This is a genomic window from Pseudomonas sp. ME-P-057, assembly GCF_030208975.1.
Classification (GTDB): domain Bacteria; phylum Pseudomonadota; class Gammaproteobacteria; order Pseudomonadales; family Pseudomonadaceae; genus Aquipseudomonas; species Aquipseudomonas lutea.
In genome coordinates this window covers 58,236-70,125 of the sequence record NZ_JARVSX010000014.1, presented here as the reverse complement: position 1 = coordinate 70,125, position 11,890 = coordinate 58,236, and the positions used below count along the sequence as shown (strand labels likewise).

The following is an 11,890-nucleotide window of genomic DNA, read 5'->3' as shown; positions in this document are numbered from 1 at the left end:
AGCAGCTGCACTCAGATAAAAAAGCCAAGGTGTGCACATGACCCGAACCATTCTTTTGACTGGCCCTGAATTAACCGCTGAAGCCATGGCCCATGCGGCCTCCCACGGCGTCCGCATCGTTCCCACCGTTCCGTATGCTCCCGCCGAGGAACTCATCGCCACCATTGCGGCTGAGCAGCCCGATGCGATCATCGTGAGGCAGGGAAAGCTCACGCGCGAAATGATCGACGCTTCAATGAAGCTCAAAATCATCGCCAAGCATGGTGTCGGCTACGACACCATTGATGTCGTGGCCGCAGGCGAACGCGGTATTCCGGTGACCATCGCTTTAGGTGCGAACGCTCAGTCCGTCGCGGAGCATGCGTTCGCTTTGATGTTCACAGTGGCGCGTCAGACCGCGCTGCTGGATGCGCGGATGCGCGACGGGCATTGGGACAAGGCCACCTCTGTCGGTATGGAGCTGTCCGGCAAGACGTTAGGCCTTGTAGGATTGGGCTCGATCGGGCGGATCCTTATGGAATTGGTCGTTCCGCTGAAGATGCAGGTGAAGGTCTACGACCCTTACTTAAAGGAGCTGCCTGCGGCTTCGAATGCCGAGCTGGTCGGCGACTTCGATGCGCTGCTGGACGCCTGCGATATCATCAGCCTGCATTGCCCGCTGACTGAAGCTAACCGCAACCTGTTTGGGGCTGCCCAATTTGATCGCATGCGTTCCAACAGCATTCTGATCAACACCGCGCGGGGCGAACTGGTTGACACCGACGCGCTGTTTCATGCGCTCAGCACCCGGCAGATTGCGGGCGCAGGCCTAGACACGTTCAATCCCGAACCACCGCCGGCCGACTCCCCGCTCTGGGGTCTGCCAACGCTCGTTGCGACGCCTCACGTAGGCGCCAATACCTCTGACGCGCGAGACCGGGTCGGCATGCTCGCCGTCGAGCAAATTATTAATTACTGGAAAGGCACGGCGCCTGACCCTCGCGCAGTGGTCAATCGTCACCTCTTTCAGAGCTGATCAAGCGAATTACCCGAACCTGAAAATCCGGTTCGGGCATACAAAAAAGTCTTCTCCAAAAAGAACAAAACGGGAGAGAGTCATGTCTGTCAGCTCCACTGATATCAGCGCCATCGAGCGCTCGACCATGCGAAAAGTCGCTTGGCGTTTATTACCCTTCCTGATTCTCTGCTACCTCCTGGCGATCATCGATCGCGGCAACATCGGGATGGCGTCACTGCAGATGAACCATGACCTTGGTTTGACCCCCGCCATCTTCGGACTCGCCAGCAGCCTTTTCTTTGTCTCGTACTTTCTGGTTGAAGTGCCGAGCAACCTGGCCTTGCAACGTTTCGGCGCGCGGATCTGGATTGCCAAGATCATGATTACCTGGGGTTTCATTTCGGCGGGTACAGCGTTCGTTCAAGGCGCGAACTCTTTGTACGTCATGCGGTTTCTTCTGGGCGCAGCCGAAGCCGGGTTTTTTCCTGGTGTGTTGCTCTATCTAACCTACTGGCTGCCGGCCGCTTATCGCGGTCGCATGGTGGCAATTTTCATGGTGGCGATACCCGGCGCAAATTTCATAGGTTCGCCATTATCAGGGCTTCTGCTCAGCATGGACGGTTGGTTCGGGATGCGCGGCTGGCACTGGCTGTTCATTCTGGAAGGGATACCTGCCGTGTTGCTTGGGATTGCCTGCCTGTTTGTTCTGACCGATCGTCCAGAGCAGGCGCACTGGCTGAGCACCGAGCAACGTACTTGGCTCACCAGTCGGCTCGATGAGGAACGTAGCCGCAAGACCGCCATCGGGCACATTTCGCTGTGGAAGCTGTTACGCCATAAACACATCTGGGTGTTGGCGTTGATCTACTCAGGGGCTTCCGCCGCTGGCAGCACCATGAGCGTATGGGCTCCCCAATTGTTAAAGACCTTCGGTCTGAGCAATCTGGAAATCGGTATGGTCAACGCCATTCCCTACGGGCTTGCTTCCGTGTTGATGATTCTGTGGGGTCGCAGCTCTGACAAAACCGGTGAACGCCGCTGGCACACGGCGACTACCTTGTTGTTGATCGCTGCAGGGCTCTTGCTAGCGCTTGTTACCTCCTCTCTCACCGCGACCGTAGTTATGCTTTCGATGGTACTGATCGGCGCTTACTCGATGAAAGGGCCGTTCTGGGCGCTGGTGTCTACCTGGCTCTCTTCATCCACTGCAGCGGCGGGCCTGGCAGCGGTTGGCGCCATGGCCAACCTCATCGGCGGCGGCGTGATGGTGAACGTTTACGGGATGATCCATGACGCTACCGGTAGCTACGCCCTCGCCCTCCTGCCACTGGCCGCACTCTGCGCAGCGGGTGCGTTGATGGTGCTGCTCATGGGTCGCAAGCAACTTGGGGATGTAACCGTGGACTCAAAGCTTAAGCAGGGTGCTAACGCACACTGATCAAGTCTGAATCTTTGCCGTCGCCCGGCCCATGCCGCGCGACGGTTTTTTTTGCCGATATCAATGTATTTATAAAAGCTTAAGCGCAGTAAAACTGCTTCATACTCAAACGCTTGAAAGTTGCCGGATGCAGCCAACGGCAGTATTTTGCAGGGCGTCATGCATCTTCCAATGCCCACCACTACAAGGAGAAAGAAATGGTCAAAATCCGCCCACGTCCTGCTGTCACTGGGGTGGCCTCGGCTGATCGGGTGTTGACTGTGCTCACGGCATTCAGGACGGGAGACACCGCCGTGGAGCTTGCCGAGCTCGCCGAGCGTACTGGATTGATCAAAAGCACGATCATGCGCTTGATGGTTTCGCTGGAAAATCACGGACTGATCACACGCATGGCCGATGGTCGCTACCAGCTGGCGACCGAAATCATGAGGCTCAACACGGTCTATCAAGACGGACTGGATCTGGAGCGGCATATCACGCCGCTGCTGCACAGGCTGACGCAGGAGACAGGAGAGACCGCATCGTTCTACGTGAGGCATGGCGCTTACAGAATGTGTCTGTACCGGGTCAACTCACCGCATCACCTGCGACTGCACATGCAGCCAGGCGACACCCGCCCAATGGACGCTGCAGCAGGCGCTGAGGCTTTGCGCACACCCTATGCGATGGCGGCGAAGATGATGAAACCGATGTACTCGGTAGGTGCGACGGATCCTCACGCGTCATCAATGGCGTTGCCTATCTTCGGCGCAGGTGAAAGCCTGATCGGAGCGTTGGTGCTGTCCGGCCCGGCGAGTCGATTGACGGCTGAGCAGGCCCAGACCTTTTATCCATTTTTCCAGAATGCCGCACTTGAGCTGACACGCAGCCTGGGGGGCGACGCGTTGGCTATTGATCTGGATGAGCCTGCGCCGAAGAACACAGCCAAGAAGAAAGCAGCCAAGGCTTAAACGAAATGTCACCGCCCGACGGGGGCCGGACAGCGACGTGAATTTCTCAGCAGAACATCGTTAAGTGAGCAAGCGCTTCCTTCAGAGAGCCGGGTGCGGTGGTTGTCGCATGGCGATATGAAATCGATGCGCGAGTTGCTGCCTGCTCAAGCGCCCCTGTATTTTTCGGATGCATCGGTTCGGGTTTTGAAAGCAATCGCTTCCAGTTCACCGGTTCCTCACATTCTTTATGCATCGTCATCAGGATTTCGAGGTGATTTTCATAAACCTCGACTTCATATGCTGCCTGCTCCAACGCCTCCATCTTGGCGTACTCTTTGTGCTGTCTTCCAAGCTCGCGCTGCCGGCGGTGCGCATTGCGCTCTGCCCGCTTTGCTGGGGCATGCAAATTACGCACAGTCCCCTTCCAGCCCATTCCAAGTCTCCCTGTCGATCAAATGATGGTGCATTGGCGCGGGACGACGGTCGCAACTAGATCACATCAATCCTGGAAACCCTGATCACCATTTCGTCTTGTGCAAAGCGTCGTTCAAGCTCGGCTTTATAACTTTCCCACCATGGTCGAACCAACTGCTGCACCATTACTTCGTAGATGATAATGGCGTCGTGACTCCTGCCCGCCTGTGGCGTATTCCATAGCCCTTCGACAGGCACCCGCGTGAATGCCGTCATTCCGCCAAAGCGTTCCAATAACTCTTCGCGAACCTGGGAAAATAGTGCAGATCGAAACTCCCTACCTTCGTTGTCACGCTGAGGAAGAAAAATTTCCACTAGATACATTTTTCCCTCCTGGATTGAGTGTATGAAGTGTGGATGGGATGAGGCAGGTTGTCGCTAGTCGACGTAGAGACAATAGGCCGCGCGGTCGAGTTCGATAGATAGGCGCAATGCTTTCTCTAATGGTTCCTGCGGGCAGGCATGCTCCCGGCATGACAACGCGTGAAACCCATGCACCTTGGCAACCCTTCAGACAGGTTGTGCTCTCACGGGGGATGTATTTAAAACGCCAAGTCTTCATGGCGGACCACTTTCGCGCCACTGGTTACATGATGATGGAGTGGACCAAGATTCTCATAAACCACTGCAATGCAGCGCTGCCCGAGCGCTCTCCAGATGCTGGGGAAATAACCAAATGACAGACGTGCTTAAAATCACGTCCGATGTGCTGGACGTAAGAGAGTGTGTTCGGCTGTGCAGATGGCTTCGATCGCAGTTTTGGCAAGATGGTACAGGTTCGGTCGATTGGCGCTGCGGTATGATCCGCCCTCCTCTGCGGCCCCTCCTCCTTGTAGCTAATGCGCGCTCGGCTTGCGGATTGCTACAGTCCGACGTCCGTTATCGTCGCGCTGGTTTTGACTTTGGGGCGAAGCAGCCACCTCGCAGTGCCCAATAGACGGATCATTGCTATCAGGCGCTGCGAGTTTCGACGACGATTTACCGACCAGGCAAAATGATCGATTACAGATTGCATGCGGTTCGTCGAGCGCAAACCAAGTAAACCTGATTCACGCGCAGCTGAGATGCCTCTGCTCAGCTTACGACGGCCCTGAACGACAACTGTTAGCCGCGAATCCGATGTTCCGTGAAGGAGTAGTCTTCTTGGCAGTCCCCTGCAGGATCTGATTCGACACTGGTGTAATGGACGGTGTCGGCATCGAGGAACTTGTAGCTGTAGACGTCTGGCGAGGACACGCCAACTGTCTTCATCGCATTCTTCCCGTTAGCTGCTGTCCATGTCCCGTGCTCCACTTGGATGCGCTGGGACTGCTGAGCGTCCCGGTAGAATGTGACCGTGAATTTCCCGTCTTGCTGGAAGCTGGTATTCCACGACAAGAACTGACACTTACCGTTTGCTTCTCGCAAACCCTTCCACGAGCCCACCAAGGCTGGATCGTTCACAGGTTTGTTAGCTGCGCAGCCGCCAAGCACTGCTGTGAGGGCGACGATGCCGAATGAGAGACTCCGTTTCACCTAAACTTCCTTCTGCAAAATAATCGAATACGCGGCGCTAATATGCACACCAAATAGATATCGACCGTTGGGTAGAAATCTTTTGCCATCTCGGATTCGATCTTCACCCAAAATCAACAAATCCTCAGTGGTCGTTTTCTTTGATCTTAACAAAGGCCGATTCGTGGCTGGGTTGTTAGTGCAAGTCGTGCTCACTTGATTCGAACGACGGTCGGATACTCAGCGGTCGCCGATTCGTGATACATGTCATCAAGCCAGGTGGCGATCCCTTGCTCGTCTACAAAATCAGGAATCACTATCTCCCAAAGCCGCGAGTGCTTGCCTTGGCTTTCGTCCAATCGAAAGACCTGCCAATCTCCATCGATCTTCTTGACACCCATCATTCGTCCGAAAACCTGAAAGACCATCATTCCCATCATCAAATCAATCTCCTGGCTGACTCGCTCTGGCGTAGCTAAAAGCGCAACAGCTTGGCCAGTGATCTCGCTTTTGATGCAGTCATAACGCTGGTGCCATGACCATTGCCCGATTGCTTGTGGTAGAACCGCGACGAAATGTGACTCTGGAACCTCCCAGGATGAGCTTGGCTTCCGTCGAGCCTATGACCCCTACTCATAGGATAACAACACTCCTTGTTGGGATATTGGGGCCTGCCTAGAGTGGCATCCATCGCAGCGCACCAAGCGCTTGATGATCGACCCACGAGCATCGAACGCGGTCTGGTTATCGACTTCACACTCGCTCCCGGCGCCTCTGGCGCTGGCGACAGTGCTCAAGAAACTGACGACGTTTAGTTTGCCGACTCAATGCTGACCCCAATCAAACTTGCCATAAGGAATATAAAGATGAAATCCAAAACCACAATTGCCGCTCTCATCTCATCTCTCACGCTGGCAGCGCTTACAACTGCAGTTGCTGCACAGGAAAAACCCGCCGCTGTAGAGCCCGCCAAAACGGTCGTACTCGTACACGGCGCGTTCGCTGACGGTTCATCGTGGAGCAAAGTGATTCCGTTACTTGAGAAAGCTGGACTGAAGGTGGTCGCGGTGCAGAATTCTCTGGACTCATTGGACGGCGACGTCTTAGCTGCCAACCGCGCGATCAACGATGCGCAAGGGCCTGTGGTTCTTGTAGGACACTCATGGGCAGGCGCTGTCATCAGCGACGCCGGCGTCAACGACAAGGTCAAATCCTTGGTGTATGTCGCGGCTTACGCACCTGATGATGGCCAATCTGTGCACGACTCAGCTAAACCCTATCCGCAGATGCCAGGGTTGGCGTCTTTCGTGAAAGATGCCGATGGCTACCTGAAGGTCAGCGACGCAGGCGTCGCCAGGTTTTTCGCACCTGACCTTTCCCCTTCCGAACAGAAACTGATTGCCGCCACTCAAGGCGCCTTGAACAGCAAAGCACTGAGCCAGCCAGTGCCCCATGCCGCCTGGCACAAGGTGCCTTCATTTGCAGTGGTAGCCGCTAATGACTTAATCATCTCGCCGCAGCAGCAACGCGATCAGGCCAAGCGCATGCACGCCACTTCTGTCGAAGTGCCTTCAAGCCACGTTGCAATGCTTGCTTATCCGAAAACAGTCGCGGATCTGATTATCAAAGCGGCCAAATGATTCGGTGAACCATTCCAATAATTCGCCTTTCTCTATCAACTTTGGCATGCGAGATCACAATCATGAACTGGTAAATAACAGAATGTACTCAATAGGCCCGGCTAAATGTCGGGCTTGCTCGTTGACGCCGCCAGGTCTTGAGCGAGCATGATCTGTCTGGGGAAGTTCTCCCGCTTACTCTAAACGCTATGGTGTCCGTCCGACGCTGGATCGGCATGGGAATAGCGGACTTGTCGTTTCGCTTGCTACACCCGAGCGCGCTGATCCTAGGTCAGATTTAATCCCCCATCAATAAGGAGTATTTCTCCGGTCAAATAGTCTGACTCGACCAGCATGGCAACCGCTTTTGCGATGTCGTCCGGGCTCGCGGCCCTGCGCATGGGTGCGCGAGTTCGCCACAGCGCTTGAGCCTCGGTCCACTCTGCAGTCAGAGGCGTGTCGACCAACCCAGGCGCCACAGCGTTTACGCGAATTTCTGGCCCAAGCGACACCGCAAGTAAGCGGGTCATGTGATTCAGCGCAGCTTTGCTTACCGCATAGGGAATCGATGCGCCCTTGGGACGGACACCGGCGTGGGAGCTGATGTTTACTACGCAACCTGGTCGACCGGAACGGGCGGCATCGCGCAACGCCGACTCGGCCAAAGTGACCAAATGAAACGGCGCAACGACATTAATCTCATTAAGTTCGTGCCACACGGTGGAGCTTGCAGAGGCAAGGTCGCTGTGCGGGATGACCCTGCTAATACCAGCGTTATTGACCAGAACATCAAGCTGACCCCACGCCGCAATAGCCTCGTTGATAAGCCTGACCCTGTCCGCCTCGATGGAAAGATCAGCTTGCACGTAAGTGGCCCGCTTCAGTTCCGCAACCATGGCGCGTCCCGTATCCGCAGAGTTTCTGGAATGAAGCACCACGGCGTAGCCTTCTTGGCTGAATTTGCGAGCAATGGCTGCGCCGATACCGGATGTCGATCCTGTCACCAACACTACGCGTAATGCGTCACCCATTGCCGGGTTGAGTTTCATAGGGTGTCTCGACTGATCGCTAAAAGAGTAAGCGGCAGCGTACACACCTTGCACTGATCAGTCAGGCATCCACTGAGGCCGTACTCTCTATAGAAGCTTACTGGCGCGCTGGGTCGGAACATTCTTGAGCATTGGTTATTTCGTTGCATCAACCGGGTCTTTCAACGCCGCTCTGTGGTTTGTGGCTGCACACGGTCTGCTGGGGATATTTGCCTACGTCGTGTTGGCGGGCCGTTTTGAGCGCATCGTCATTGAGCAGCCCGCGCTGTCACTCTCACCCTCGGCCGCACCTGACCACGTTTAGTTCGCAGTCAAACGGGCGGCCTGGCCGCCCTTGGTTCAACCATCCAGCGCCCGCGCGCTGAATGCCGGTGCCGACCCAACCCCCGGCTGAGCTCAGGCGTCAGGCTGCTGAACGGTGTCATCCGCAACGTTTGGTTCAACACGTTGTTTCTGACTCGCGCGATTTTTGCGGTCCTGGGTCCGTCGCAGTGAGGCCTGTTGCTTTGCATACCGTGCCTGAGCCGCAGTGACGACGCCGGCCGGTTGACCGTTCAGGTCCAGGCGTGGGGCGTTTTCTACCATGCTTGCCCAATATCGTGTGCCCCGACACCAGGTCGAGATGCCCAGCTTGAGCTGTTCGAGAGTGAGTCCGAGCAACGACAGATGTTGCTCGGCATCCTTAAGGATGCCTTCTTTCAATGGGACCTTGGGAGCCGGATTGACCGGGAAGGCCAACGGAAAGTGCTTCTGCAACGACCAGATCGCATCCACCGCCGGATCCTTCTCGCGAGGCTTCGGATCGGCCTGCGGTTTTCGCTTGGGACGTGGTGCGCTCTCGGCCTGTGCGGGCGCCTTTTCGGCCCGCAAGCGGTCGCGTAGTTCAGCTAACTGTTCAAAACCCATCGTTGTATTCACTGCCTGTAGGTAAATTGCCTGGCTGCAAGGGTATTCGATGCCGTGCCTTGTAGCAGCAAAAACAGGACGGATCGTCGCGGTTTCGTGGAATACACGCTGTACTGCGCTTGAGAACGGTGTCCAAATCGAGCACTCATTGAATACCGCCCGGGGTCAGCGCCAGGTTGCGCTCGGCAGGTTAAAGTCCATCCGTCGCCTGTTGAGCCCTCTCGATGGATATCTGGAGCGCTGTTGGACACCAAGGCCAGGCGCGGGCCGACTGCGTTTACCCGGCCCATGCGCAAGCCCACATCGGGTGAACAGGAAGACGCCGATATGCCCATGAACAATGAACCTCAATCGCGACTGTTTTTCGCCCTTGGCTGCCCCTCTGCGCTGAGGAAGACCATTTCCCAGTGGCGCTCATCACTCGGGCTGCGGACTGGTCGACCCGTTCCAACGGCCAATTTTCACCTGACGCTGCTGTTTCTGGGGGCCGTGAACACAGCGCGAATCGCAGACATCTGCACCGTTGCGTCCAACGTCAAAACCCCTGGAAAACGAATTACCCTGGCCCTTGACCGCCTAGAGGTCTGGCGCAAATCGAAGGTGCTAGTGCTCATGCCAGACGATGCGCCTGCAGAGCTCATGCGGTTCGCTTACGCCCTGGAACAGGCGATGCTGCCCTTCGTGCATAACCCGGAACAGAAGGAATTCCGCCCTCACCTGACCCTGTCCCGGGATTACCTGTCTCAGGTTCCGGAGGCAGGCAGCCCACCCGAGTTTTTTCTTAGGGCTGATCGGTTTGCTCTTTACGAGTCCCATAAAGGCCAATACCGGATGATCGCGGAATGGCCACTTGTTGAATCTGAATCCTGAAGCCTTAATGACTCCAGCGCGTAAACGCCTGCCGCGCGTCTTCGCGCCCCCCGCTCCATTGGCCTGGCCACGTTACAGTCACCGCCATCGATGCTGGTAGAATTCGGAACACTGCCACCTTGATCAAGAGAAAGTCCATGAACACACAACTCACAGAAGAAGAGATGCGACGCGCGCTCTTCGGCGACGCTGAGGTCTCTCCTCCCGCCGCACCCGAACCCGCCCCTGCACCCGCAGTCACGAAAGAACCTGATCCGGAAGTGATCATCGAGCCGCTGGCCAAGCCTGTCGCTAAAAAGAAGGTCGCTAAAGCCTTCACGCCCAGGCTGCGAGTCACCCTGAGGGTTGGCAATGTTTTCGAAGGCGAAACCCAGGAGTTTCTGCACGAAGCCGACACGTTGAGCACCCTGCTTGCAGAACAGGAAGCCACCAAACTGGCGAGAAAGAAGTTCAAGTACGTTGAAGTGGTGTCGGTCAAGCCGATGTGATGTCTGCGCCACTTACCGCTCGCGACACCTCGCAAGTCTTGAAAGACATCGCCTTGGGTGTCCGCCCCATGCGCCGCTTGGGCGATCAGACCCGGGCTGATCGCTATTGCGGGCCGATCACGGTCGAGAGCGATGGCTGGGTGATCACGTTTTACATCCAGGACAACACGCTTGATTACTGCCACAGTTGCGTCAGCCCCGACGGCCAGGCGTATCGCTTCGACTCCTTCCAGCGATACGGCACCCATCCCGTCGAACTGCTGAGCACGTGGGAGCGCACCCAGCTGGAGCGGCTGCTCTTGGCCCTTTGAGCCGTTATTCATGATCGTCAGACGAATCGAGCGTCAGCACGTGTCAAGAATGAAGTGACTGAGGAAGTACCGCATCAGCAGTCACCCGACTTGAGAAACGCGCCCAAGGAACGGATGGCTGGGATCGTTGTAGCCCGGCGTCGATGAGTGACCGCTGACCACCAGGTCGTCGACGAATGCCTCGTCCTCAACGCTGAAGCGGTATTCCAGTGCTGGCAGGTAGTCATCCCACTGCTCTTCGGTGCGCGGCCCGGCGATGGCCGAGGTGATCAGCCGGTTGTTGAGCACCCAGGCCAGCGCGAACTGGCCGCTGCTGATGCCGCGCGCCTGAGCGTGGTCCTTGATGCGCTGAGCGAGACTGAGGGATTCCGGCCGCCATTCGGTCTGCTTCAGACGCGCATCGTTGCGCCCGGCACGGGTGTTCTCCGGTGCGGGTTGGTCCGGCAGGTATTTGCCGGTCAGCACGCCGCGAGCCAGCGGACTATAAGACACAACCCCAATCCCATAGTAGTCAGCGGCCGGCAGATGCTCGACCTCGATCTGCCGGTTGGCCAGGTTGTACAGCGGCTGACTGGCGGTTGGACGTTCGACACCCAGCATATCGGCGGCACGACAGAACTCGGCCAGCTTCCAGCCGCGATGGTTGGACAGGCCATAAGCGCGAATCTTGCCCACACGAATGAGGTCCGCCAGCGCTCGCACGGTTTCCTCGACAGGAGTATCCGGGTCTTCGCGGTGCAGATAGAACAGGTCAATGTAATCGGTGTTCAGGCGTTTAAGGCTGGCCTCCACTGACTGTATGACGTTGTTGCGCGAGGCACCGCGACTGTTCGGTCCCGCACCCCCCGGATCAGGATTGACGAATTTGGTCGCCAGCACCCATTGCTGACGGCGCGCGGCAATCAGACGGCCGACCACATCCTCGGAGGCGCCGGCGTTGTAGCCGTTGGCGGTGTCGATGAAATTAACGCCCTGCTCGAATGCTTTGTCGGTAATGCGCCGAGAGACCGCTTCGTCGGTCTGTCCACCGAACATCATGGTGCCCAGGGTCAAGGGTGAAACTTTAATACCGTGACGGCCCAGTGACCGATAATCGATAACGCTCATGAAATCTCCAACGAAGATAAAAAGAAAGACGGCGCGTGACCCGCCGATATAAGTTAGAACCGGCGGTGCGCAGCCATTCGCAACAAACAAACGAAGTGACAATATGGAGGTAGGGATTAACGGTCAATAATAACCAGGGACGTCGCTATAACGTTTTAAGCTAATGTTATTCCTCTAAAGACACACTCAACTCGCAAGTGTTTGT

General features: G+C 56.5%; 15 protein-coding genes. 8 read left to right on the top strand and 7 right to left on the bottom strand.

What is annotated here, in order from left to right; genetic code table 11:
• Nucleotides 1–37 precede the first annotated feature (37 nt).
• From QRN48_RS07265 to QRN48_RS07255, 3 genes are all read left to right on the top strand, one after another.
• Complete coding sequence (locus QRN48_RS07265) at nucleotides 38–1,015, top strand: hydroxyacid dehydrogenase (protein ID WP_285349722.1); 978 nt, start codon at nucleotides 38–40, stop codon at nucleotides 1,013–1,015.
• A gap of 82 nt (nucleotides 1,016–1,097) precedes the next feature.
• A complete protein-coding gene (locus tag QRN48_RS07260) occupies nucleotides 1,098–2,435 on the top strand; it encodes an MFS transporter (protein ID WP_285349721.1) in 1,338 nt (445 codons plus the stop codon).
• Nucleotides 2,436–2,632: 197 nt separating this feature from the next.
• Complete coding sequence (locus tag QRN48_RS07255) at nucleotides 2,633–3,385, top strand: IclR family transcriptional regulator (protein ID WP_285349841.1); 753 nt, start codon at nucleotides 2,633–2,635, stop codon at nucleotides 3,383–3,385.
• A 46-nt stretch (nucleotides 3,386–3,431) separates the two neighbouring features.
• On the opposite strand, the gene QRN48_RS07250 is transcribed toward QRN48_RS07255, so the two are convergent.
• The 4 genes from QRN48_RS07250 to QRN48_RS07235 all read right to left on the bottom strand — a co-directional run bounded on the left by QRN48_RS07250 (nucleotide 3,432) and on the right by QRN48_RS07235 (nucleotide 5,775).
• Complete coding sequence (locus QRN48_RS07250) at nucleotides 3,432–3,782, bottom strand: hypothetical protein (protein WP_285349720.1); 351 nt, start codon at nucleotides 3,780–3,782, stop codon at nucleotides 3,432–3,434.
• A gap of 74 nt (nucleotides 3,783–3,856) precedes the next feature.
• Nucleotides 3,857–4,165, bottom strand: a complete 309-nt coding sequence (locus QRN48_RS07245; protein ID WP_285349718.1) for a hypothetical protein — start codon at nucleotides 4,163–4,165, stop codon at nucleotides 3,857–3,859.
• Between the two features lie 780 nt (nucleotides 4,166–4,945).
• Nucleotides 4,946–5,356, bottom strand: a complete 411-nt coding sequence (locus QRN48_RS07240) for a hypothetical protein (protein ID WP_285349716.1) — start codon at nucleotides 5,354–5,356, stop codon at nucleotides 4,946–4,948.
• A 191-nt stretch (nucleotides 5,357–5,547) separates the two neighbouring features.
• Nucleotides 5,548–5,775 (bottom strand): DUF7661 family protein, encoded by a 228-nt coding sequence (locus QRN48_RS07235; protein ID WP_208855884.1) that lies wholly within the window; start codon nucleotides 5,773–5,775, stop codon nucleotides 5,548–5,550.
• 426 nt (nucleotides 5,776–6,201) lie between these two features.
• Between QRN48_RS07235 and QRN48_RS07230 the strand changes: the two genes are divergently transcribed.
• Nucleotides 6,202–6,975 (top strand): alpha/beta fold hydrolase, encoded by a 774-nt coding sequence (locus QRN48_RS07230; protein ID WP_285349714.1) that lies wholly within the window; start codon nucleotides 6,202–6,204, stop codon nucleotides 6,973–6,975.
• Nucleotides 6,976–7,241: 266 nt separating this feature from the next.
• Here QRN48_RS07230 and QRN48_RS07225 read toward each other — a convergent pair whose 3' ends face one another.
• The gene (locus tag QRN48_RS07225; RefSeq protein WP_285349713.1) at nucleotides 7,242–8,003 is read right to left on the bottom strand and encodes an SDR family NAD(P)-dependent oxidoreductase; all 762 of its coding nucleotides are present in this window, start codon (nucleotides 8,001–8,003) and stop codon (nucleotides 7,242–7,244) included.
• A gap of 124 nt (nucleotides 8,004–8,127) precedes the next feature.
• Between QRN48_RS07225 and QRN48_RS07220 the strand changes: the two genes are divergently transcribed.
• A complete protein-coding gene (locus tag QRN48_RS07220; RefSeq protein WP_285349711.1) occupies nucleotides 8,128–8,307 on the top strand; it encodes a hypothetical protein in 180 nt (59 codons plus the stop codon).
• A gap of 92 nt (nucleotides 8,308–8,399) precedes the next feature.
• Here QRN48_RS07220 and QRN48_RS07215 read toward each other — a convergent pair whose 3' ends face one another.
• The gene (locus QRN48_RS07215) at nucleotides 8,400–8,909 is read right to left on the bottom strand and encodes a ProQ/FinO family protein (protein WP_037010135.1); all 510 of its coding nucleotides are present in this window, start codon (nucleotides 8,907–8,909) and stop codon (nucleotides 8,400–8,402) included.
• Between the two features lie 327 nt (nucleotides 8,910–9,236).
• Between QRN48_RS07215 and thpR the strand changes: the two genes are divergently transcribed.
• The 3 genes from thpR to QRN48_RS07200 all read left to right on the top strand — a co-directional run bounded on the left by thpR (nucleotide 9,237) and on the right by QRN48_RS07200 (nucleotide 10,578).
• On the top strand, nucleotides 9,237–9,779 hold the full coding sequence (thpR, locus tag QRN48_RS07210; RefSeq protein WP_420850590.1) for an RNA 2',3'-cyclic phosphodiesterase: 543 nt from the start codon (nucleotides 9,237–9,239) through the stop codon (nucleotides 9,777–9,779).
• A 137-nt stretch (nucleotides 9,780–9,916) separates the two neighbouring features.
• The gene (locus tag QRN48_RS07205; RefSeq protein WP_285349709.1) at nucleotides 9,917–10,267 is read left to right on the top strand and encodes a hypothetical protein; all 351 of its coding nucleotides are present in this window, start codon (nucleotides 9,917–9,919) and stop codon (nucleotides 10,265–10,267) included.
• Nucleotides 10,267–10,578: a DUF7693 family protein gene (locus tag QRN48_RS07200; protein ID WP_285349708.1), complete on the top strand. Its 312-nt coding sequence runs from the start codon at nucleotides 10,267–10,269 to the stop codon at nucleotides 10,576–10,578. Before QRN48_RS07205 ends, QRN48_RS07200 begins: the two co-directional genes overlap by 1 nt.
• Before the next feature lie 81 nt (nucleotides 10,579–10,659).
• On the opposite strand, the gene QRN48_RS07195 is transcribed toward QRN48_RS07200, so the two are convergent.
• Nucleotides 10,660–11,685, bottom strand: a complete 1,026-nt coding sequence (locus tag QRN48_RS07195; protein ID WP_285349706.1) for an aldo/keto reductase — start codon at nucleotides 11,683–11,685, stop codon at nucleotides 10,660–10,662.
• Nucleotides 11,686–11,890 lie beyond the last annotated feature (205 nt).